Annotated in this window: 21 protein-coding genes; 9 read left to right on the top strand and 12 right to left on the bottom strand. The window is 68.3% G+C overall.

Features of this window, described 5'->3' with window-relative positions:
- Nucleotides 1-67: 67 nt before the first annotated feature.
- Nucleotides 68-1,312 (bottom strand): DUF418 domain-containing protein, encoded by a 1,245-nt coding sequence (locus C1926_RS02075; protein WP_108758104.1) that lies wholly within the window; start codon nucleotides 1,310-1,312, stop codon nucleotides 68-70.
- A 99-nt stretch (nucleotides 1,313-1,411) separates the two neighbouring features.
- On the bottom strand, nucleotides 1,412-1,894 hold the full coding sequence (locus tag C1926_RS02070; RefSeq protein ID WP_079222661.1) for a peptidylprolyl isomerase: 483 nt from the start codon (nucleotides 1,892-1,894) through the stop codon (nucleotides 1,412-1,414).
- A 111-nt stretch (nucleotides 1,895-2,005) separates the two neighbouring features.
- Here C1926_RS02070 and C1926_RS02065 point away from each other — a divergent pair, with 111 nt between their 5' ends.
- The 3 genes from C1926_RS02065 to C1926_RS02055 all read left to right on the top strand — a co-directional run bounded on the left by C1926_RS02065 (nucleotide 2,006) and on the right by C1926_RS02055 (nucleotide 5,042).
- Nucleotides 2,006-2,545 carry a C40 family peptidase gene (locus C1926_RS02065; protein ID WP_108758103.1) on the top strand — a complete coding sequence of 180 codons (540 nt, stop codon included), beginning with the start codon at nucleotides 2,006-2,008 and terminating at the stop codon, nucleotides 2,543-2,545.
- Between the two features lie 200 nt (nucleotides 2,546-2,745).
- The gene (locus tag C1926_RS02060; RefSeq protein WP_254057400.1) at nucleotides 2,746-3,447 is read left to right on the top strand and encodes a C40 family peptidase; all 702 of its coding nucleotides are present in this window, start codon (nucleotides 2,746-2,748) and stop codon (nucleotides 3,445-3,447) included.
- A 242-nt stretch (nucleotides 3,448-3,689) separates the two neighbouring features.
- Entirely contained in the window at nucleotides 3,690-5,042 is a 1,353-nt protein-coding gene (locus C1926_RS02055) for a sigma-54 dependent transcriptional regulator (protein ID WP_108758101.1), read from the top strand.
- A 117-nt stretch (nucleotides 5,043-5,159) separates the two neighbouring features.
- Here C1926_RS02055 and C1926_RS02050 read toward each other — a convergent pair whose 3' ends face one another.
- The 7 genes from C1926_RS02050 to C1926_RS02020 form a co-directional block, all read right to left on the bottom strand.
- The gene (locus C1926_RS02050) at nucleotides 5,160-6,455 is read right to left on the bottom strand and encodes a transporter (RefSeq protein ID WP_108758100.1); all 1,296 of its coding nucleotides are present in this window, start codon (nucleotides 6,453-6,455) and stop codon (nucleotides 5,160-5,162) included.
- A 45-nt stretch (nucleotides 6,456-6,500) separates the two neighbouring features.
- Nucleotides 6,501-7,250, bottom strand: a complete 750-nt coding sequence (locus C1926_RS02045; RefSeq protein WP_079222666.1) for a hypothetical protein — start codon at nucleotides 7,248-7,250, stop codon at nucleotides 6,501-6,503.
- A gap of 13 nt (nucleotides 7,251-7,263) precedes the next feature.
- The gene (locus C1926_RS02040) at nucleotides 7,264-7,968 is read right to left on the bottom strand and encodes a C39 family peptidase (protein ID WP_079222667.1); all 705 of its coding nucleotides are present in this window, start codon (nucleotides 7,966-7,968) and stop codon (nucleotides 7,264-7,266) included.
- A gap of 140 nt (nucleotides 7,969-8,108) precedes the next feature.
- Nucleotides 8,109-9,485 carry an adhesin gene (locus C1926_RS02035; RefSeq protein ID WP_079222668.1) on the bottom strand — a complete coding sequence of 459 codons (1,377 nt, stop codon included), beginning with the start codon at nucleotides 9,483-9,485 and terminating at the stop codon, nucleotides 8,109-8,111.
- 43 nt (nucleotides 9,486-9,528) lie between these two features.
- Nucleotides 9,529-10,152, bottom strand: coding sequence for a hypothetical protein (locus C1926_RS02030; protein ID WP_108747120.1), 624 nt, complete (start codon nucleotides 10,150-10,152; stop codon nucleotides 9,529-9,531).
- Entirely contained in the window at nucleotides 10,149-10,691 is a 543-nt protein-coding gene (locus tag C1926_RS02025) for a hypothetical protein (RefSeq protein WP_079222670.1), read from the bottom strand. The genes C1926_RS02030 and C1926_RS02025 overlap by 4 nt, the downstream gene beginning before the upstream one ends.
- Nucleotides 10,692-10,922: 231 nt before the next feature.
- Nucleotides 10,923-12,257, bottom strand: coding sequence for a dicarboxylate/amino acid:cation symporter (locus tag C1926_RS02020; protein ID WP_079222671.1), 1,335 nt, complete (start codon nucleotides 12,255-12,257; stop codon nucleotides 10,923-10,925).
- A gap of 154 nt (nucleotides 12,258-12,411) precedes the next feature.
- Here C1926_RS02020 and C1926_RS02015 point away from each other — a divergent pair, with 154 nt between their 5' ends.
- From C1926_RS02015 to C1926_RS01995, 5 genes are all read left to right on the top strand, one after another.
- Nucleotides 12,412-14,118: an alkaline phosphatase gene (locus C1926_RS02015; protein ID WP_108758099.1), complete on the top strand. Its 1,707-nt coding sequence runs from the start codon at nucleotides 12,412-12,414 to the stop codon at nucleotides 14,116-14,118.
- Nucleotides 14,119-14,186: 68 nt separating this feature from the next.
- Entirely contained in the window at nucleotides 14,187-14,660 is a 474-nt protein-coding gene (locus C1926_RS02010; RefSeq protein ID WP_254057399.1) for a WG repeat-containing protein, read from the top strand.
- A 656-nt stretch (nucleotides 14,661-15,316) separates the two neighbouring features.
- Complete coding sequence (gene tilS, locus C1926_RS02005) at nucleotides 15,317-16,603, top strand: tRNA lysidine(34) synthetase TilS (protein ID WP_254057358.1); 1,287 nt, start codon at nucleotides 15,317-15,319, stop codon at nucleotides 16,601-16,603.
- A gap of 36 nt (nucleotides 16,604-16,639) precedes the next feature.
- Nucleotides 16,640-16,900 (top strand): exodeoxyribonuclease VII small subunit, encoded by a 261-nt coding sequence (locus C1926_RS02000; protein ID WP_006381978.1) that lies wholly within the window; start codon nucleotides 16,640-16,642, stop codon nucleotides 16,898-16,900.
- Nucleotides 16,890-17,768: a farnesyl diphosphate synthase gene (locus C1926_RS01995; protein ID WP_108758097.1), complete on the top strand. Its 879-nt coding sequence runs from the start codon at nucleotides 16,890-16,892 to the stop codon at nucleotides 17,766-17,768. Before C1926_RS02000 ends, C1926_RS01995 begins: the two co-directional genes overlap by 11 nt.
- Before the next feature lie 92 nt (nucleotides 17,769-17,860).
- Here the strand turns inward: C1926_RS01995 and C1926_RS01990 are convergent, their stop codons facing one another.
- Nucleotides 17,861-18,223, bottom strand: coding sequence for a DUF4870 domain-containing protein (locus C1926_RS01990; protein WP_079222677.1), 363 nt, complete (start codon nucleotides 18,221-18,223; stop codon nucleotides 17,861-17,863).
- 87 nt (nucleotides 18,224-18,310) lie between these two features.
- Nucleotides 18,311-19,678, bottom strand: a complete 1,368-nt coding sequence (gene pmbA, locus C1926_RS01985) for a metalloprotease PmbA (RefSeq protein WP_108758096.1) — start codon at nucleotides 19,676-19,678, stop codon at nucleotides 18,311-18,313.
- 68 nt (nucleotides 19,679-19,746) lie between these two features.
- On the opposite strand from pmbA, the gene yjgA reads away from it, so the two are divergent.
- The gene (gene yjgA / locus C1926_RS01980) at nucleotides 19,747-20,334 is read left to right on the top strand and encodes a ribosome biogenesis factor YjgA (RefSeq protein WP_108758095.1); all 588 of its coding nucleotides are present in this window, start codon (nucleotides 19,747-19,749) and stop codon (nucleotides 20,332-20,334) included.
- A 41-nt stretch (nucleotides 20,335-20,375) separates the two neighbouring features.
- Here the strand turns inward: yjgA and tldD are convergent, their stop codons facing one another.
- Nucleotides 20,376-21,821, bottom strand: coding sequence for a metalloprotease TldD (gene tldD / locus C1926_RS01975; protein WP_079222680.1), 1,446 nt, complete (start codon nucleotides 21,819-21,821; stop codon nucleotides 20,376-20,378).
- Nucleotides 21,822-21,823: the final 2 nt, after the last annotated feature.

Below are 21,823 nucleotides of genomic sequence, written 5' to 3'. Positions count from 1 at the left end.
GTGCCGCTGCCGTGGCCGAGCATGCCATGGGGAGCATGCAGCGCAACGTGAGCGGCACAGGCGGTAATCAGCCCTGCGCAACCTCGCGGCGGATGGGCGGCCACTGCCGGTAGGTCATCGCGCGCCACAGCCATTCCATCGGGCCGAAGCGGAAGCGCCGCAGCCACCAGTGCGAGATGCCCACCTGCAGCGCGAACAGCAGCAACGCGAACACCACCTGCCAGGCGCGCGGCATCAGGTCGAACCCGCCCAGCCCGTAATGGTTGAACAGCCAGGTGCAGGCCAGCGACTGCGCCAGATAATGGGTCAGTGCCATGCGCCCTGCCGGTGCCAGCCAGCCGAGCCGCGCGCGCCAGTGCACGATCCAGGCCAGGTAGCCCAGGCACATCGGCACCGCGCCGACCGACACCAGCGACATCACCGCCGTGGTTTCCAGGGTGTACTGGCCCGGCGCGAGGTAGGGCTTCCACAGCACCCCGGCAAGCGTGACCAGCAGGCCCAGCGGCAGCGCGACCCAGCGCAGGCCCGCATACAGGCGGGGGAAACGGTCCGGTTCGGCCAGCGCCCCGCTGCCGGCAAACCAGCTGCCGATCAGGAACATGCCCAGCACTTCCGGCCCGGTGATCACCAGCGCGCCCAGTGAGGAACCGAACTCATGCAGGCGCTGCACGTTGCCCTGCATCCAGCTGCCCTGCCCGTACACCAGCCGCTGCTGGTCGATGGCCTGCTGCGCATCGAGCACCATTTTCTGCAGGTCCTGCGCCGGCGAGAGCGTCACCATCGCGCCGATCAGCAGCATCATCGACACGCCGGCCAGGTAGACCACGATGCCCATCCACGGCAACCAGCTGCGCGGCGCTTCGCGGCAGGCGAGCAGCGGCAGCGACACCAGCGCGTACAGCACCAGGATGTCGCCGGACCACACCAGCAGCGCATGGCACAGGCCGATCAGCGCCAGGCCGAGGCTGCGCCGCAGGTAGAACGGAGTGAACTCGCGGCCAGCCGCCTGCGCGCGTTGCGCCATGACCGCGAAGCCGGCACCGAACAACAGCGAGAACAGGGTGAAGAACTTGCCCTGCACGAAGATGTAGACGAAGGCGTCGGCCACGTAATCCAGCCCGTGCCAGCGCGCGTCGATGCCGGTGAAGGCCAGGTCCAGCGGTCCGCTGAAGGCCTCGATGTTCATCAGCAGGATGCCCAGCAGGGCCACTCCGCGCAGCACGTCCAGCACGGCGATGCGTTCGCCGGAAGCCACCGGCTGCAGGGAAAGGGAAGCGGCGTTCACGGGGCATCCGGCAGGCAGGTCCGCCATTATGCCGCCGCCCTGCGCGCCGTGGACGGCCGCGCCGTGTTCCAGAAACGCAACGACCCGCCGGAGCGGGTCGTTGCTGCCCTCACGATCGCGCTGCGATCAGTGCTGGTGGCCACCGTCGCCATGGACATGGCCGTGGTCGATTTCTTCCTTGGCGGCTTCGCGCACTTCGACGATCTCGACGTCGAAATGCAGGTCCTTGCCGGCCATCGGGTGGTTCAGGTCGACGTCGACCACGCTCATGCCGACCTTCTGCACGGTGACCGCGCGCGGGCCGAAGTTGGTCTGCAGCACGACCTGCTGGCCCGGGACCAGCTTGGCGTTGCCGAAGTGCTTCTTCGGCACGCGCTGGGACAGGCCCTCGCGACGCTCGCCGTAGGCATCGGCCGCCGTGACATCGACGTCGAAGGTCGCGCCGGCTTCCTTGTCCATCATGGCGTTTTCCAGGCCCGGGATGATGTTGCCGTGGCCGATCAGGATCGACAGCGGCTCACCGCGGTCCTTGGACGATTCGATCGGCGCCTGGCCGACCTCGGAGACGGTGTAGTGGAAGCGGACAACGCGGTCTTTTTCGATCTTCATGCGCAACTCTGTCTGGATCTGCCGGAGGCAGGCGGGTTGGGGCGGGTTGTCGCCCGGCGGGGACGCCGCCATCATGACGGCCAATCCAAGGTGGCGCATTATCCGGAGAACATGCACAACACGCCAGTTTCGTCCGGCCTGCGCCGGATCCTCGCGCCCGCCCTGCTGCTGGCCCTGCCCCTGATGCTTGCCGCCTGCGGTGGCGGCAAGGCCGTCCGCCCCGCCACGCCGCCGCCGTCGGCGCACTGGCCGGCCACCACGCCGGACAACCCCGAGGCCGCCAATTCGGTACTGATGCGCGCCATCAGCCTGGTCGGCACGCCCTACCGCTATGGCGGCAACACGCCCGACTCGGGCTTTGACTGCAGCGGCCTGGTGACCTACGTGTACCGCGAGATGGTCGACCTGAAGCTGCCGCGCACCTCGCGCGACCTGGCCGCCGTGCAGGGGCCGAAGATCGACCCGCAGCGCCTGGCCACCGGCGATCTGGTGTTCTTCGGCAGTCGTGGCAACGTCACCCATGTCGGCATCTACGTCGGCGAAGGCCGTTTCGTGCACGCGCCGAGCACCGGCGGCACCGTTCGCCTGGACTCGCTCAGCGGCGCCTACTGGAAAGACCACTACACAGGAGCGAAACGCGTTCTTCGCTAAAATGAACAGGCGATATGTTCAAAACTGTGACGGATATCACTGCGTGAATAACGTTTTATTAACGGAATTTTTAACTTATTGACGCTTTTACAGGGCATGATGCCCCATCGTTTTTTTCCTGTGACCGACGCGTGACGACTGACGACCTGCAAGGCCAAGGCCAGACCGCCGCTTCTTCACGTAGTGTCCGCCCGCTTTTCCTGGGCCTGGCGCTGTGTCTGACCAGCCTTCCGGCCTGGTCGCAGAGTGCCCCCGCCAAGACCGACGCGACCCCGGCCACCGTGGCCGAGACCGCCCGGCCGGCCGCCAAGGCCGACGCTGCCGCTCCCCAGCGCAGCCGCGCCGATGCCGCCGCCAGCGCCACCCTGGCCGCCCTGCTGCCGCATCTGGCCGCCAATGACACCATTCCGCTGATGGACCGCTCGGCCATGGTTGCCGGCGACCTCAGCCGCCTGCTCGCCAACTACGACACCAGCAGCGTCGCCACTGGCGCCGTGGTGGGCAACCTGGATGACAACGGCAAGGTGCAGTCCCTGCTGCGCCGTGCGATGACCCTGCTGGGCACCCCCTACCGTTGGGGTGGCAGCAACCCGGACAGCGGCTTCGACTGCAGCGGCCTGGTCGGTTACGTGTTCCGCTCGGCCCTGGGCATCGAGCTGCCGCGCGTCTCGCGCGAAATGGCCCATGACAACAATGCCGAACTGATCAACGACCGTGCCGCACTGGCCGCCGGCGACCTGGTCTTCTTCGGCCGCAAGGGTCGCGTCGACCACGTCGGCATCTATGTCGGCGAAGGCCGCTTCCTGCACGCACCGAGCACCGGCAAGGATGTCCGCGTCGACACCCTGCTGACCGGCTACTGGGGCAACAAGTTCATGCAGGCACGCCGCGTCGAGCTCTGAGCCCGCCGCACCCGCGCCCGCACCGGAAGCCGCTGCCCTGCAGCGGCTTTTTTGTTGCCCGCCGATCCTGCAGCGCCGATGCGTGGCCGCTGGCCGGCGCGGCCTGCGTTGGTCTTTGATGTCACGGCGAGATACCTGCCGCGACGGGCCGCTGGATGCGGCCATGGCATCCCGGCGTGGGGCGGCACGCGGCGATGCCCAGTCTGACACCGCCCGCGTTGCCCGGATGCTTGGGGGAAGGCATGGCGGCAAGCCTGCAGGTTCCATCACGCTGTGTGATCTGGTTCGGCCAGCCCCTGGCGGGCGAGCGCGAGGCGCTGGCGGCCGCCGGTTGGCAGCTGCGCTGCGTCAGCCCCTCGCCCGCCATGGCCGTGGGCCTGCGCGGGCGCGACCACCTGGTGGCCGTGCTGGACCTGCGCCATCTCGATGCAGAGGCGCTGGGGCCCTTGCTGCCCTGGGTCGAGCAGCACCACCACCTGCCCTGGCTGGCCGTGCTGCCGGCAGGCCTGGATGCACCACCGCCCAGCTGGGCACCGCTGCTGCGTGCCTGCCAGGACCAGTTCACCCTGCCCCGCGAACTGCAGGACCTGCTGACGGCGATGCAGCGTGACTGCGGCGAGGAGGATCCGCCCACGGCATCGATGCGCGACGGCGGCGGCCTGCCGGCCCTGATCGGCGACAGCCAGGCGCTGTTGGCCGTGCGGGCTGCCCTGCACAAGTTCGCCCCGGTGGAACTGCCGGTGCTGGTCACCGGCGAAACCGGCACCGGCAAGGAGCTGGCGGCGCAGGCCCTGCACGCCTTGTCCGGTCGTGCCGGCCGGCCCTTCCTGGCGGTCAACTGCGGCGCCATTCCAGCCAGCCTGGTGCAGTCGGAGCTGTTCGGCCACGAGCGCGGCGCCTTCACCGGGGCCGCGCAGCGCCGGGTGGGCCTGTTTGAAACCGCCGACGGCGGCACGGTGTTCCTGGACGAAGTGGGCGACCTGCCTGCCGACGCCCAGACCAGCCTGCTGCGGGTGCTGCAGGAAGGCACCCTGGAGCGGGTCGGCAGCAACCAGCCCCTGCGGGTGGACGTGCGCGTGCTGGCGGCCACCCATGTCGACCTCGAACAGGCCGTGGCCCAGGGGCGGTTCCGCCGCGACCTGTACTACCGGCTCAACGTGCTGCGGCTGCCGATGCCGGCGCTGCGTGACCGTGGCAACGACGTGCTGCTGCTGGCCGAGCATTTCCTGCGCAGCTTCCGCAACCGCCATCCGGGCCGCGCGCGCGGCTTCGATCCCGGCGCGCGCCTGGCCATGCGCCACTTCGACTGGCCCGGCAACGTGCGCGAACTGTTGAACCGGGTGCAGCGCGCGGCGATCGTCAGCGAACACGAACTGATCAGCGCCAGCGACCTGGACATGGCCGACGCCGAGACCCCTGCCCCGCGCGCGATGCTGCAGGATGCCCGCGGCCAGGTCGAGCGCGATGTGCTGCTGCGGACGCTGAAGATGCATGGCTACAACGTATCGGCCTGCGCGCGGCACATGCAGGTATCGCGGGTGACGGTGTACCGGTTGTGCCGGAAGCACCGCCTGGAACTGCCTCCGGAGCGGTAGGAAGCCAGCCGAGCATGGCTCGGCTCTACTGAAAGCGTGAGCGCCTGCTCTCCGCCGCCACAGAAAAAGAACGCCGGGCGAGGCCCGGCGTTGCCGATGCAGGATCACCGCAATCGGCTACAACATGTACGGCACCTTGAACGACAGGGTGAAGTCCGGCGCATCCGGGGTCAGGCCGATGCCCAGCAGCGTCACCATCGTCGCGTGCTGGTTCAGCGCATACGTCACGCCCAGGTTCAGCGACGCTGCATTGGCATCGCTGCCGATCACCTTCACCCACTGCCCGCCCTGGAACCGCGTCGACGCGCGTGCGCTGATCTTGTCGCTGAAGGAAATGCTCAGGCTCGTGCGCTCGTTGAAGGCAAAGGCCACGCCCGCACCGAAGTACACCGACCCGCCCAGCTTCACGTCGCCGGGGTTCACGGTGTCCGGGTTGGTGTCGAGATCGTCGAAGCCGCGCGGGAAGGAATGGATGTAGCCGGCGTTGGCGAACAGGATCGCCGGGTCGGCGGTCTTCACCATCGACACGCCCAGGTTGGCCTGCCATACGCCGTTACCGGTCGGTTGTTCGCGCGGCACCGCGAAGCGGATGTAGTCATCGTCATCGCGCTCGAGCACCTTCCAGTCCAGGCCATAGGGCGCGCGGCCGGTGGGTGCGGTGACGCCGCCGGTCAGCACTGTTTCCGGGCGCCAGCCACGCTCGCCGAACAGGCGGTAGTTGGCGCTCGCGCTGATATCACCCAGGCCGTTGCCATTGGTCTCTTCCTGCGCGATGGCCGCCGCCGCACCACCCGCACCGCCCTTCTGGTACACGGTGCGCCGTGCCAGGTAGGGCACGTCCATGTTCAACGTCAGGTTCGGGCTGACACCCCAGCGCGCGGCCAGGTTGTAGGTCAGCGAATCGGATTCGACGTTCTCGATGGCGATGTTGCCGAGGAAGATCGCATCCAAGGCCAGGAAGCCGTTGAGGCTGAGCTGCTTGCGGTCGTAGCGCGCGTAGGTGAGGCTGTTTTCCAGGGTGAACCTGCGCGAGAACAGCGCCGCCTGCTGCTGTTTCACGTCATCCACGCTGCGCCGCGCCTCCTGCTTGGCCTGCTGGGCCTCGGCCGCGGTGCTGGCATACCCCTCGCTGCTGGGAGGCGCTGCGGCTGCGGCCGCCGGGGCGAGGGGTGCTGCCGGGGTCGTGGCGCCACCGGCACGTCCGCTCAGGCGGGCCTGCATGGCCTGCACCTGCATGTCCAGCTCGCGCAGGCGGCGCACTTCCTGTGCGTAGTTGGCCTTGAGCTGTTCCAGCTGGGAAATCAGTGCCTGTACGTCGGCACCGTCCTTGGCCTCCGTCGCCGGTTCCTGGGCGAAGGCATTGGCCGCCAGCGCCGCCAGCGCCAGCGGGGTAAGCCGCAAATAAGTGTGCATGTCGTTGGCCTGCGTTGTCCGTCCTTCCCCCTTGACCGGGCCGTGTTACTGGCCCGGGCCCATGCCGCGGTTCAGCGCGATCGCCTGGGCCACGTTCTGGCTCAACGGCTGGTTGCTGGCCACGGTGTTGCGCACCAGCTCAAGCTGCAGCCGGTTGCTTGCCACTTGGCCATCACCGGACAGGGCGATGCCCTGGCCGACGCTGCCATTGCGGATCCACTGCTGGACCAGGCCCTGGCCGTCGATCTGCAGCATCAGGCGCGCCTGGTTGCCATCAAGCACCGCCGTGGCGCTGGCCCCGCCCTGCTGCATCTGCGCGATGCGGGTGCCGTCGTCGCTGGTGGTCGGCACTGCGCCGTCACGTACGGTCAGGGTGGTCACGTTGCGCGCGGTGTTGCCATCGCCAGCCACCTGCACCGCCTGCACCAGGCCGGTGGCGTTGGCCAGGCCGCTGCTGTCGATGCTGCGGCTGTCCGTGGTGGGCAGCGGGGCATCGGCGTTGGTGACCTGCACGTGCGGCTGGAACGTCAGCCGTGGCGTACCGCCCTGGCGGAAGTCCATGCCCAGCGTCAGCGCGCCCTGCACGCTGCTGCCGTTGGCGCCCTGCCACTGCGAGATCATCGTCACCCCGAACCAGGCAACGTTGTTGCCGCCTACGGTGTAGCGGCCACGCATCAGGTTCAGTTCGGGATCGGGTATTTCCTTCAGGCCACGTCCTGGTGCGCCTTCAGCGGCCCAGGCGGGCAGCACCGGCAACAGCAGCAGCGTGGCGATCAACAGACGTTGGCACAGCATGATCGAGCCTCCTTCAGAACAGGTCGGCGTGGCTGAAGCCGAAATCGACCAGTTCGGCATCGGTGATCGGGCCCTGCCGCGCGTACAACGCACGCGCACTGGGCCGTTCGCTGGGTTGCAGAAGAACGGTATTGCGATCGAAGTCGCTGCCGATCACGACGAAAACAGCACGCGACGGCCACGCTTCGTTGAATTCAGCCAGTGACAGGCTGCGGTTGCCGAGGATGGGATCGGCCACCTCGACGATGCCGCCACGGACCTGCTTGAGCACCACGAAATGGCGGAACCCGCGCACGTCCATCAGGACCAGGCCGGGCACGCGCAACGTGCGCAGCCGGTTCTCGTCGATGCGGTAGCCACGCCCGCGCATGCCCAGTGATTCGACATAGCGCTTGATGTCCAGCAGCGAGAAACCGCGTTCCTTCACCAGCTGCGGATCGGACACGCCCATCATCCCTTCGATCACCGTCGCTTCGGTGGTATCCAGGTGGTAGGCGTAGCGCAGGATGGTGGCCAGTGCGGCCGCGCCACAGCTGTAATCGGTGTGTTGCCGCACCAGGTTGCGGTAACGCCGCTCCTGCATGCTTTCCACCTTCTGCTGCATCAGCGCGCCATTGGGCAGTACGCCCGTGAACGCGATATCGCCTGCCCACGCATGGGCGCTGCCCAGCAACAGCAGGCAGGACAACAGGCGGATCCAGCAGCGGTGTGCGGCCATGGTGCCCTCCAGCGGAAGGAAGGAGCCCCTGCCCCAAGGGGGAGGAGGAGCAGGGGCTCCCGGGGGAACCCGGCCATTGGCGGATGGCCGGGCTTGTTGCACTCAACGCAGCTTCGCTGCGAAAGCGGTCACGCCAGGAGTTACTCGCCGCCGCCGGTGCCGCCACCGGTGCTCGGCTGTGCCACGGCCAGGGCCAGGCTGTTGGCCTGCAGGTTGCCGGTGCCCGAGGCGACGTTCACGCCGATGTTGCCGGAGGCGCCCGAGAACGCACTGCCCGACAGCGCCGCGGTGTTGGTCGCATTCACGTTCACCCAGCGGGTGGTCGTGACGGTGCCGCTCAGGCTGGCGTACAGGTCGGCGATGCCCAGCTCGACGAACTGGCTGGTGCCGCTTTCACGCGTATCGAAGCCCAGGCCACCGACGCCCGGACGGCCCGGGTTCGGCGTGGCGTTCTGGATCTCGTTGTCCAGATCGATGTGGCCGGTGGCGTTGCCACCCGGGTGCGGCAGATCGCCACTCCAGGTATCCAGATAGTAGTTGGCCATCTGGTAGGCATTGCCGGTGCCGCGGTAGGTGCCCGCGCCGTAGGCCAGGGTCAGGCCGCCCACGCCACCGCTCATGCCCACTTCCACGGTGTCGGTGTAGGACTGCACGAAGCCCGCATTGCTCACGGCGTTGCCGCTGGAGACCTGGTTGGAACTGATGCTGGACTGGGCCATCGCACTGGTGGCCACCGAAGCAGCGAGCGCGTTCTTCTGCTCGTTGTTGTTGCCCGAAGCGATGTTCACGCCGATGTTGCCCGACGCGCCGCTGAAGGCATTGCCACCGAGGCCGGCGGCGTTGGTGACGCCGTAGTTGACGGTGGTGTTGCCCATGCCGGACTGGTTGACGAACACTTCGGCGTCGGCCATGCCGAAGCTGAAGGACGCGTCAGCGGCCGACAGCGAAGCGGCGTTGTCCTGCGCGTTGTTGTCACCGGCAGCGACGTTGAAGCCGAGGTTGCCGGACGCACCGGAACCGACGTCATCGGCGATCGAGGCGCTGTTGGTGAGCAGGCTGTTGCCGGCGGTGTTGTGGCTGATCGACTGGCGGTTGTCGATGACCGCGATGGCGGCCGAATCCAGGTCGATGTTGCCGGTGATGGTCGGATCGCCGGAGAAGTTCACGTCACTGCTCAGGCGCAGGTCCTTTTCCAGGTTCACGTCGACGCCGTGGTTGTTCTTTTCCTTGCGCTCGTCGGCCTGGATGTTGCTGTTCTTCTGTACCTGCTCGTTGACCATGCGGTTGCGGGTCACGGTGGAGCTGTCGGTGTTGTTGCGCACCGTGGTGTTGGTACGGGTCCAGTTGCGGACCTCGTTGTCGGTGTGGTTGTGGGTGTCGTTGCGGGTCTCGGTCACGACATGGTTGTGGTTGATGTTCGCGTTGGCGTTCTGGTTGTCCCAGCCATTGGCCGCGGCAGCGGTCGAGGCAGAAGCAATTGCCATGGCGAGCAGAGACTGCTTGATGGTCGCTTTCATGGTGCCCTCTCTCATCAGTGATACATCGGGTGGTGGGTACTGCTCACGGGTTGCCCTGGACGACCAGGCCAAGCACGTTGGCCGTGTCGTTGCGGGCTCCCGCGATCTGATTGAGTTGCAGGACACCGTCGAAGCCCCGCAGTGCCGACGCGGAAACGCCGACACTACGGATACCCGCCGCAACACCGTCGCCGGTGTCGCCCTGCCCCCCTGTTGACGCGATGTCCGACGCCGCCAAAGCCGCGTCGTCGGTCTCGCGTATCCCTTGCCGGGCCAGCGTCGCGCTGACGACGTTGAGCGTCGTGTTGGCGATGCCGCTGGTCTGGTTGATCGATGCGATGCCACTGGCGCCTTCCAGCGCCTGGCCTTCGATATGTGCGCTGGCCTGCAGCGGCCCGGACAGCACCACGTCGGCATGGCGCTGCTGGCGTGCGGCGATGGCGACGTTGGCCTGGTCGCCAGTTGCCATGCCCTGCAGGTTGGCCTGGATGTTCAGGTCGCCGCTGGCCTGGTTGACCATGATGGCGCCGCTGGCACCGGCCAGCGCGCGGTCGCCGATGCGGGCCACGTCCAGGTAGGACAGCATGCCGCTGTAATCATCGGCCCAGGCCAGGGCCGGCGCAGCCGCCAGCACCAGCAGCAGCGCGCCACGTGCCGCGCGCTTCACTTGCCACCGCCCTGCGGCGCAGCCGCACCGAGCGGGAACTGCGCCAGCGCGCCGCGTACGGTGTCGCCGATGCCGCGGGTGGTATTGCCGACCGCACCCAGCGGGCCGCTCATCGCGCCGCCCAGGGCGTTGCCGCCGAGCGCGCCGTCACTGGAACGGCCCAGGGTGCCGCCGAGTGCCTGGTGGGTCACCCGCTCCACGGTGGTGCCGCCGGGCGCGGCCAGGTGGCCGGTCTGGCCCGCGCCGAGCCCGGCATAGTCGTCATCGCTCAGTTCGTCCATGCCGCTGGAGCCGCCGCCGCTGCCGAGTGCGGTGGCGATCTCATGCTGCGGTTTGGGGTCGGCGATCAACGCCATGCCGGGCGGCGCCATGCGATAGGCCGGACGTGCGGCCACATCCCGCAGCAGGACGATTTCGCCCGGCTGCGGCTTCACACCCTGGCGTGCACCGGAGGCGGCAGCCGCCAGCGGGCAGGCCAGGGCCAGCAGCAGCGCCAGCTGCCGGACCGAGGAACCGAGATGGGTGGTGCTGCTGTCCATGCCGCTCTCCCGTTGCGTATGCGCAGGGACAGAGCAGCTTCCGTGCCAACTTCCAAACGCCTTGGTAGCAAGCGGTTCAGCCAGTTACGGGGCGGTGGATTGCCAGCAGGGTGTTACAGAGTCGTTCGGATTTCGTTTGCCTTAACGTGCAGGAAACAACGCTGCACAAGGCCCGGCGGGGGCTGTATCAGCGGTGTTACAGGTGCTGATACAGCCCGTTGCAGTGCCGCTTCAGCTACGCGGCGGCGTCGGGTCGGGATCGTCCAGGCCGACATTGGTGGACGGGTTGTCGTACACCGCCTGGTCGAGCAGGCCGGTTTCCTTGGCCACCAGCACCGGCACCAGCATCTGGCCGGTCACGTTCGTCATCGTGCGCATCATGTCCAGGATGCGGTCGATCGCGTACAGGTAGCCGATGGTTTCCAGCGGCAGGTTGGCCGCACTCAGCACCACGGTGGCCATGATGACCGCCGTACCCGGTACGCCGGCGGTGCCGAAGCTGCCCAGCACCGAAGCGATCAGCACCACCACGTACTGCTCGGGCGTCAGCGGCACGCCGCTGTACTGGGCGATGAACACCGCGCACAGCGCCGGGTAGATCGCACCACAGCCGTCCATCTTGATGCTTGCGCCCAGCGGCACGGCGAACGAACCGTAATCCTTGTTCACGCCCAGGTTGTGGGTGATCGAACGCAATGCCACCGGCATCGCGGCGAAGCTGGACGAGCTGACGAACGCCACCTGCATGCCCGGCGCCGCACCACGGAAGAACTTCAGCGGATTCAGCCCGTGCGACAGCAGCAACGCGCTGTAGACCACCACGATGTGCAGCGCACAGGCCACGTACAGCGCCAGCACGAAATGGCCCAGCGGCAGCAGCTTCTCGAAGCCGTAGCTGCCGACCAGGCCGGCGATCAGGCCGAACGTACCGATCGGGGTGACTTCCAGCACGAAGCGGGTCACCTGGATCATGATGTCGCTCATCTGACCGACCAGCTTGCGCGCTTCGGTCACCTTCTCGCCGAGCTTGACGATGGCGAAGCCGACCAGGCCGGCGAAGAAGATCACCGGCAGGATCGAACCGCGGCCGGCGGCCAGCACGGTTTCGCCTGCGGCATTGACCTTGGTGCCGATGCCCGACAGCGCGTAGAACACGTTGGACGGCACCACGTCCAGCAGCACCTGCACCACGCTGGGCACTTCGCGCGGCACGTAGTTGTTGGCCATCGACAGCTGCAGGCCACCGGCACCGGGCTGCAGCACGGTGCCCACGCCCAGGCCCACGCACACCGCCAGCGCGGCGGTGATGACGAACCACAGGAAGGTGCGGCCACTGAGCGCGGCGACCGACTTCTGGCCGTGCAGCGAGGAGATGGCGTTGATGACCGCGAAGAACACCAGCGGTACCGCGATCATCTTGATGAGGGTGACGTACAGTTCGCCGAGCGGGCCGAACCAGGTTTCAGCGGCCGGGCCAAGCGCCCAGCCCGCCAGCGCGCCGAGCACGAAGCCACCGACCACGCGCTGCCAGAATGGAATCCGCAGCCAGGCAGAGACCAGCTTCATAGGCAATCCAGGGGGGGAAGAAAGGGATGCTGGCACGATAGCCCAAGCGGGCGGGCGGTACGACCGCCCCACCGGCAAACAGTGTGTCATCGGCGTGCATTGCAGGGTTGGGCATAATGAACGCCCCGTTACACTTTGTGAGATCCCAGCGTCCATGCGTCGTTCCGTCTCCCTGTTGGCCGCCTGCGCCACCACCCTGCTGCTGGGCGCCTGCGCCAGCACCACCCCCGCTTCCGCCCCGGCCGGCCTGAAGGTCGCCGTTGATCCCGTCGCCCACCCGGCCGGCGAGACCCCGCAGTGGTGGTACCGCAGCGGCGCCGCCCAGGCGGCCGCCAATGGCGCGATGTCCGGCAAGGCCAAAAACGTCATCCTGTTCCTGGGTGACGGCATGAGCCTGACCACCGTCGCCGCCTCGCGCATCTACGAAGGCCAGCAGAAGGGCGGTTCGGGCGAAGAGAACCTGCTGTCCTGGGAGCGCTTCCCGGCCACGGCGTTCAGCAAGACGTACAACACCGATTCACAGACGCCGGATTCGGCCGGCACCATGACCGCCATCACCACCGGCGTGAAGACCCACATGGGCGCGATCGGCGTCAGCGCCGGCAGCCGCAGCGACTGCGCCGACAGCCTGTCCAAGGGCCTGCTGACCTGGCTGCAGCTGGCCGACAGCGCCGGCCTGGCCACCGGCATCGTCTCCACCGCGCGCCTGACCCATGCCACCCCGGCGGCAACCTACGCGCACTCGCCCGAGCGCAACTGGGAAAACGACACCGACCTGACCGATGCGGCCAAGGCCGCCGGTTGCAAGGACATCGCCCAGCAGCTGCTGTCGACCTCGCGCTACGGCCGTGGCCCGCTGGTCGCCCTCGGCGGTGGCCGTGGCGAATTCACCACCGTGGAAGAGCGCGACCCCGAGTACGACGACAAGGTCGGCCAGCGCCTGGACGGCCGCAGCCTGGTGCAGGAATGGCAGCAGTCGCACCCGCAGGGTGCCTACGTCTGGAACAGCAGCCAGCTGGCAGCCGCGGCCACCGCGCCGGCGATCCTCGGCCTGTTCGAGCCGGACCACATGCGTTACGAATACGAGCGCCCGCAGGACCCGGCCGGTGAGCCGAGCCTGGCCGAGCTGACCGCTGCCGCGATCAAGAACCTGTCGCAGCACCAGGAAGGCTACGTGCTGATGATCGAAGGCGCGCGCATCGACCACGCCAACCACAGCGGCAACGCCTACCGTGCCCTCACCGAGACCGTGGCGCTGTCCGACGCGGTGCGCGTGGCCAACGAACTGACCTCGACCGACGACACCCTGATCATCGTCACTGCCGACCACTCGCACACCCTGAACTTCGTCGGCTACCCGGCGCGTGGCAACCCGATCCTGGGCAAGGTGAAGGACAAGGGCGGCGAAGACGGTGCCGGCAAGCTGGACTACGCACTGGACGGCAACGGCCAGCCGTACACCACCCTGAGCTACGCCAACGGCCCGGGCCACACCGGCGCGACCAACCAGCAGCCGGCCGGCCCGAAGGTCTACCCGCACAACCCGAGCAGCTTCGAGCAGGCCAACGGCCGCCCGAACCTGCACGACGTGGACACGACGCACCCGGATTACATGCAGGAAGCGCTGGTGCCGATGAAGTCCGAATCGCACGGTGGCGAAGACGTGGGCATCTGGGCACGAGGCCCGGGCAGCAAGGCCATCCGTGGCACGCTGGAGCAGAACGCGATCTACCACATGATCGTGCAGGCCACCCCGGCCCTGCGCGAGCGCCTGTGCCAGGCCGGCACCTGCGATGACAAGGGCGTGCCGGTGCAGCTGCCGGCGCCGACCGCGTTCGAACGCAAGGGTGAGGCGCAGTGACGGCGCGGCCTCCGCGACCACTGCCTGCCGGCGGCAGCCTCGTGCGGTCGCTGGTGCTGTGCAGCCTGATGGCCAGCGGCGCGGCGCTGGCACAGGCACCGGACTGCAAGCTGCTGACCGATGAGCACGGCCTGCGGGCCCTGCCCGGCTGCGAGGTGGTCGGGCACACGCTGAAGATCAGTGCAGCGGCGCTGAAAGACCTGGATTACGACGACCACGGGCTGGCGGTGGTGTATGCCGACCAGGGCTTCCACTACGTGGACCGCACGGGCCGCAGCCTGCCGGTGCTGACCTGGGACAACGGCCCGGACACGCCGCAGGAAGGCCTGCTGCGCGGGCGCGTGGGCGATCGCGTGGGCTATTTCGACCTGCAGTTCCGCCAGGTGATTCCGGCGCTTTTCGATTTCGCGTGGCCGTTCAAGGATGGCGTGGCGGAGGTCTGCAACGGGTGCCGGCGTGGGACGCCGGATGGCGATGGGCATACGCCGATGGAAGGCGGCGAATGGTTCCGCATCGACCGCTCGGGCCGCCGGGTGAAGTAGGTTTTTCGGCAGGGCTGCGCCCTGCACCTGCTCAAGGCAACGTCAACATCAAAGGCAACAGCGGGCTATCCGTGGGTTGGCGGGGCGGTGTCGGATTGCGGGGACGCCGCAAGTACGTCCGTGTAGGCTTGGCCGCGGCATCCATGCCGCGGACACCCCGCAATCCGACACCGCCCCACCTTCGACAGGTTCACGCGACTGTTGGTGGGTGCCGACCGTTGGTCTGCACATCTGTCAGATATCGAATGAATTCATCCACGCATGGCGTGGATCTACCGTGCCGACTCCGACAGGCTGTTGGTAGGTGTCGACCGTTGGTCGACACATCTGTCAGATATCGAATGAATTCATCGGTGCCGACCAACGGTCGGCACCCACCATCAGCAGCAGGTTCCATCAGCAGCAGGTTCCGACAGCTCGCGAGAAACTGTCGAAGGCGGGGTGGGTCCGGTTGAGGGGGTGTGAGCGCCATGGATGGCGCGACCAAGCCCCCATGGACGGGTTTACGGCGTCCCCCTCAACCGGACCCACCCCGCCATCCCACGGATAGCCCGCTGTTGCTGTTGCTGTTGCTGTTGCTGTTGCTGTTGCTGTCGCTTCGGCCTCGGCGGGTGCAGGGCGCAGCCCTGCCAGGCACCCCCCTTATACTTCCCGCCGTGAGTACCTTCCCCACGCTCGTCACGCTGGAATCCCCCCTGCTGGTCGCCTACAGCGGCGGGCTGGATTCGACCGTGCTGCTGCACTGGCTGCAACGCAGCGCACTAGCCAGCGGCACGCCGCTGCGGGCGGTACACGTGCATCACGGCCTGCAGGCCAGCGCCGATGACTGGGTACAGCATTGCCAGCAGCAGTGTGATGCCATGGGCATCGCCTTGGCCGTGCACCGCGTGCAGGTCGATACCGGCGCGGGCCTGGGCCTGGAAGCTGCGGCCCGCCAGGCGCGGCGCGCGGCGTTCGCCGCTGAACTGCGCGAGGGCGAAACGCTGGCCCTGGCCCAGCACCAGGATGACCAGGCCGAAACGTTCCTGCTGCGCGCACTGCGCGGCTCCGGCATCGATGGCCTGGCCGCGATGGCCGAAGACAGCGTCCTGCACGGCCACCGCCTGTGGCGGCCGCTGCTGCACACCGCGCGCGGCGCGCTGCGCGACTATGCCCATCACCACGCCCTGCGCTGGATCGAAGACCCCAGCAACGGCGAGGACCATGCCGATCGCAACTTCCTGCGCCTGCACGTCCTCCCGTTGCTGCGCCGGCGCTGGCCGCATGCGGCCACGGCCCTGGCCGGCAGTGCCGCGCACTGCGCGCAGACCCGCACGTTGCTGGACGAGGAAGATGCGGAACTGATCGCCCACCTGGAAGTGGCACCACGCGTGCTGTCACTGGAACTGCTGCGCCAGGTGTCACCGGCGCGCGGTGCCCGCGTGCTGCGCGCCTGGGTGCGCGCGCATGGCGCCGCGCCGTTGCCGGCCACGGTGCTGCAGCAACTGCAGCAGGAACTGCTGGACGCGCCCAGCGATCGCCAGGCACAGGTGCGCTGGCAGGACCACGCCATCCAGCAATGGCGTGGCCACGCCTACCTGCTGCCGGCGCTGCTGCCCGCGCTGCCAGCGGGCTGGCAGGCCGCGTGGGATGGCCGCGCACCGCTCCCGCTGCCCGATGGCGGCCAGCTGCGCCTGCTGGGCTGCGAGGCGTTCGACCGGCCCCTGCAGGTGCGTGCGCGGCAGGGCGGCGAGCGCATCCTGCTACCCGGCCGTACCCATTCACACGCGCTGAAGGATTGCCTGCAGCGCGAACACCTCGCGCCCTGGCGGCGCGCGCAGCTGCCACTGCTGTTCGACGGCGGGCAGCTGCTGGCCGCCGCCGACGTGGTCGTTTCCGCGCCGCTGCAGGCGTGGCTGCTGGCCCGCGACGCACAGCTGCAGTGGCGCCCCGGCGGCTGGTGAATTGACCCCCGCGCGGCTGCCGTCCACACTTGTCGCATGGCCAAGAAGTCCCCCGAAAACGCCTCCCCCGTCGCCCAGTTCGAGCAGTCGCTTGAATCGCTGGAACAACTGGTGGAGCAGATGGAAACCGGCGAGCTGAGCCTGGAAGCTTCGCTCAGTGCTTACGAACGCGGCGTCGGTCTGTACCGCCAGTGCCAACAGGCGCTGGAGCAGGCCGAACTGCGCGTGCGCCTGCTCAGCGATCCGGCCCAGCCCGAAACCGCAGAACCCTTCGATCCGCCCAGCCATGACGGCTGAAGCGCACTTCGCACGCTGGCGCGACCGTATCGAAAGCCAGCTCGACGCCGCCCTGCCCTCGCCGGCCGATGCCCCGCAACGCCTGCACCAGGCGATGCGCTATTCGGTACTGGGCGGTGGCAAGCGCATGCGCCCGCTGCTGGTGTATGCCAGCGGCCAGCTGTTCGGCGCACCGCTGGACCAGCTCGATGCCGCCGCCATGGCGGTGGAAATGATCCACGCGTACTCGCTGGTGCATGACGACCTGCCGGCGATGGACGACGACGCACTGCGTCGTGGCAAGCCCACCACCCACATCGCCTTCGACGAGGCCACTGCGATCCTCGCCGGCGATGCCCTGCAGGCACGCGCCTTCGGCCTGCTGGCCGATGCACCGCTGGCGGCCAGCCTGCGCGTGGCCTGCCTGCAGACCCTGGCGCACGCGTCCGGTGCGTCCGGCATGTGCGGCGGCCAGGCGCTGGATATCGATGCCACCGGCCAGCAGCAGTCGCTGGCCGCGCTCACCCGCATGCATGCCCTGAAGACCGGTGCGCTGATCCGCGCGGCGGTCCGCATGGGCGCGCTGTGCGGCCACGCTCCCGACGCGCAGCTGGCCCAGCTGGATGACTTCGCCGACGCGCTCGGCCTGGCCTTCCAGGTGCGTGACGACATCCTCGATGTCGAAGCCAGTTCCGAACAGCTCGGCAAGACCGCCGGCAAGGACCAGGCGCAGGACAAGAGCACCTTCCCGGCACTGCTGGGCATGGACGGTGCCAAGGCGCACCTGCGCGAGCTGGCTGCACGCATGCAGTCGGTGCTGGCCAGCCATGGCGAAGAGGCCGACGCACTGCGTGCGCTGGCGACCCTGGCGGTGGAACGGGATCATTGATCGCGCTCGCCGGGCGTGGCCCGGCGCTACCGGCGACGCACACAAAAACGCCCGGCACTGCCGGGCGTTTTCGCGTCCACGTGCGGCGGATCTTACTTGATCAGGCGCAGGGTGAACGGGTAACGGTAGGTTTCGCCGTTGTTGGCCTTCACTGCGGCGATGATGCACAGGACCAGGTTGGCCACGTACACGATCGGCATCAGGATGGCGCCGATGATGACGAAGCTGAGGATCACGCAGACCAGCACGGCGATGGCAACGGTGATCTGGAAGTTCAGCGCTTCCTTGGACTGGTCGGTCACGAAGCCCTTGCCCGCATCATCCTTGTTGATGAGCCAGATGATCAGGGCACCGATGAAACCGGTGAAGATGCCCAGCAGGTGCGCGGCCAGCGCCATGGTGCGCTGGTCGCTCGGCACGCTGGACGCGGCCGGCACGTTTTCGAAATCGCTCACGACAAAACTCCTTGTTTTTGGGTGGTCTTGACCAACCGGCAGCAGGCCGATCGCGTCAGGCGGCCATAGCTTACGCCATCAATGGCATCAATCATTACCGGCGATGGTCATCCGCCCGACCAGGATCGAGCCGGTACGAATGTGCGAGCGCGGATCGACATCGCTGCCGACGGCCTCGATGACGGTGAACATCTCCCGCAGGTTGCCGGCGATGGTGATGCCGTCGACCGGGTACTGGATCTCCCCGTTCTCCACCTTGAAGCCACCGGCGCCCCGCGAGTAATCGCCGGTCACCCCGTTCACGCCCTGCCCCATCAGCTCGGTCACCAGCAGCCCGTCGCCCATCTGCCGCGCGATCTCCTGCAGCGAACCGGCATTGGCCGCCAGCTGCAGGTTGTGCACGCCGCCGGCGTTGGCCGTGGTCTGCAGGCCCAGCTTGCGCGCCGAGTAGCTGCCCAGCACGTAGCGCTGCAGCACGCCATCGCGCACCAGGGCCGAAGCCCGGGTCGCCACGCCGTCGCCGTCGAAGGCGGCCGAGCGCAGGCCGCGGCGCAGGTGCGGCAGTTCCTCGATCTGCATCCAGTCCGGGAACAGCTGCTGGCCCACGCTGTCCAGCAGGAAGCTGGCCTCGCGGTACAGGGCGCCACCGGACACCGCCGACAGCAGGTGGCCGACCAGGCTGCGTGCCACTTCCGGGGCGAACAGCACCGGCATGCTGCTGGTCGGCAGCGAGCGCGGCTGCAGCCGCGACACGGTGCGCTCGGCGGCGCGGCGGCCCACGCTGTCGGCCGCCTCCAGGTCCTGGCGGGCCAGGCCGCCGGTGTACCAGCCGTCGCGCTGCATGCCATCGCCGCTGCCGGCGATCAGGGCGCAGCCGACCGAATGGTGGGTGCCTCGCTCACGGCCGATGAAGCCGTGCGAATTGGCGTAGACCGAGACACTCTGCATGCTCGACACCGAGGCGCCGTCGGAATTGCTGATGCGCGCATCGGCCTCGCGGCCGGCTGCCTCGCAGGCCAGGGCCAGGTCCACCGCCTCGTCGGCCTGCAGCGCCCAGGGGTGCCAGCTGTCCAGGTCGGGGAAGTCACGGGCCATCAGCGCGGCGTCGGCCAGGCCGGCGGCCGGGTCGTCCTCGGTATGGCGGGCGATCGCGCAGGCCTGTTCGACGGTGGCCGCCAGGCTCGCCTCGTTCAGGTCGGCGGTGCTGGCACTGCCCTTGCGCTGGCCGAAGTACACGGTCACGGCAATGCCGCGGTCGCGGGTGGACTGCACCGTCTCGACCTCGCCGAGACGGACGTTCACTTCCATCCCGCGGTCTTCGCTGCAGCTGACTTCGGCCTGGCTGGCGCCCAGCGCGCGGGCGCGCTCCAGCAGCTGCTGGGAAAGGTCGGCCAGGCGTTCCAGACGGGCCGGGCTGTCGTCGCCGACGGCCACTTCAGGGGCGATCACGTTCAATGCTTTATCCTGTGCGGGTTGGGCCCGGCATCACGCCGGGCGACTTTTTTTGAGATCAGGTAGGGACGATGCGCGGACGCGACGAAGAAACCGGTGAATTCCACGACAAGAGCCGCAGCCAGAACCGGCGCGACGCGCTCGATGTCCTGGCCCTGGGCGAAAAACTGGTGTCGCTGACCCCGGCCCAGCTGGCGCGCCTGCCGGTGCCGGAAGACCTGCTGCCGCATATCGCCGAGTGCAAGCGGATCACCGCCCACATCGCCCACAAGCGGCAGCTGGCGTTCCTGGCCAAGCACATGCGCCGCGAAGAAGACGCCACGCTGGACGCGATCCGCGACGCGCTGGACGCCAACAGTGAAACCGGCCGCCGCGAAGTGGCGATGATGCACCGCGCCGAAGACTGGCGCGAGCGCCTGCTGAACGACGGCGACAAGGCGCTGGGCGCCCTGCTCGACGATTACCCGCAGGCCGACCGCCAGCAGCTGCGCACCCTGGTGCGCAACGCGCAGGCCGAGAAGGCGAAGAACAAGCCGCCGCGCGCCTACCGCGAGATCTTCCAGGTGCTGCGCACGCTGATGCTGCCGGCCGCGCTGGGCCTGAAGGCCGCGGCCGATGAAGCCGACGACGTCGAGACCGACGAAGCCGACGAGGACTGAGTCCCCGCCGGCCCGGGCGGTGGCGCTGGCCATCGCCCGGCTCAGGCCTGGGTACCGCCGACAGTGATGCCTTCGATCAGCAGCGAGGGCTGGCCGACACCCACCGGGACACTCTGGCCGTCCTTGCCGCAGATACCGACACCCTCGTCCAGGGCCAGGTCGTTGCCGACCATGCGCACCTTCTGCATGGTTTCCGGGCCGTTGCCGATCAGGGTCGCGCCCTTCACCGGCGCGGTGATCCGGCCATCCTCGATCAGGTAGGCCTCGGTGGCCGAGAACACGTACTTGCCACTGGTGATGTCGACCTGGCCGCCGCCGAAGTTGACCGCGTACAGGCCCTTCTTCACCGAGCGGATCATTTCCTGCGGGTCGTGCTGGCCGGCACGCATGTAGGTGTTGGTCATGCGCGGCATGGTCAGGTGCGCGAACGACTCGCGACGGCCGTTGCCGGTGGGGGCCACGCCCATCAGGCGCGCGTTGAGGCTGTCCTGCATGTAGCCGACCAGGATGCCGTCCTCGATCAGCGTGGTGCACTGGCTCGGGTGGCCCTCGTCATCGATGTTGAGCGAACCGCGACGCCCGTCCAGGGTGCCGTCGTCGACGATGGTCACGCCCGGGGCGGCCACGCGCTCGCCGATGCGGCCGGCGTAGACGCTGGTGCCCTTGCGGTTGAAGTCGCCTTCCAGGCCATGGCCCACCGCTTCATGCAGCAGCACGCCGGGCCAGCCCGGGCCGAGCACCACCGGCATCACCCCGGCCGGGGCCGGTACGGCTTCCAGGTTCACCAGCGCCTGGCGCAGGGCCTCGCGGGCGAAGGCCTCGGGGCGGCCGTCGGCGAACAGTTCGGCATACCCATAGCGGCCACCGCCGCCGGCGTAGCCCGATTCACGGCGGCCGTTCTGCTCGACGATCACCTGCACGTTCAGGCGCACCAGCGGGCGCACGTCGGCACCCAGCACGCCGTCGGTGCGGGCCACCAGTACGGTATCCACGCCACCGGACAGGCTCACCATCACCTGCTTCACCCGCGGGTCGGCGGCGCGCAGGTAGCCGTCCAGGCGCTTGAGCACCTCGACCTTGGCCTCGTTGCCCAGACTGTCGATCGGGTCCAGCGTCGGGTACAGCGCGCGCGCGTTGCCGCGCAGCAGCGAACGCCCGGCCTGGGCGCCGCCTTCGCGTGAGATCGCGCGGGCCGACTGCGCAGCGGTCAGCAGCGCGTCGGCATGGATGTCATCGGAATAGGCGAAGCCGGTCTTCTCGCCGGCGATGGCGCGCACGCCCACGCCCTGCTCGATCGAATGGGCGCCGTCCTTGACGATGCCGTCTTCCACGCTCCAGCTTTCGCGCCGGGCATGCTGGAAATACAGGTCGCCGAAGTCCACGCCGGGGCCGAGCAGCTGGCCGAAGGTGCGCTCCAGGCCAGCGGTGTCCAGGCCGCCGGGGCGCAACAGGCGGTCCTGGGCAAGCGTCAGTGCGTTATCAGTCATGG

Source organism: Stenotrophomonas sp. ZAC14A_NAIMI4_1, assembly GCF_003086915.1.
GTDB lineage: Bacteria > Pseudomonadota > Gammaproteobacteria > Xanthomonadales > Xanthomonadaceae > Stenotrophomonas.
This window is presented reverse-complemented; position numbering and strand designations above follow the sequence as displayed.